This is a genomic window from Chromohalobacter sp. HP20-39 (assembly GCF_033052815.1).
Classification (GTDB): domain Bacteria; phylum Pseudomonadota; class Gammaproteobacteria; order Pseudomonadales; family Halomonadaceae; genus Chromohalobacter.
This window is the reverse complement of sequence record NZ_JAWHTP010001071.1, coordinates 1-242: the sequence shown is the minus strand read 5'-3', so window position 1 is coordinate 242 and position 242 is coordinate 1. Positions and strand designations below refer to the sequence as shown.

Here is a 242-nt window from a genome sequence, read left to right as displayed (position 1 = left end):
AAGGGCGCCGGTGAAGAGACTGCCGCGCCAGCGCGGAAACAGATCGCCGGTGTAGAATGCCATGCCGGAGGGGGCGATCGACGGCACCCAGTATTTGACCGGCTGCTCCATGCCGGGTTTTGAGGTGCTTTCGTGAATCTTGGCGCCGGAATAGTCGATGCCGTAGCCGATCACCGGCCAGCCGTAATTCTTGCCCCTGCCGATAATATTGACCTCGTCGCCGCCGCGCGGGCCGTGTTCGA

1 protein-coding gene is annotated in these 242 nt (G+C 62.8%); it reads right to left on the bottom strand.

Going from position 1 to position 242, the window contains the following annotated elements; all coding sequences use genetic code 11:
* Positions 1-242, bottom strand: a 242-nt coding sequence (locus RVY79_RS21220; protein WP_317466592.1) for a PQQ-dependent sugar dehydrogenase, incomplete at both ends; no start/stop codon positions are given.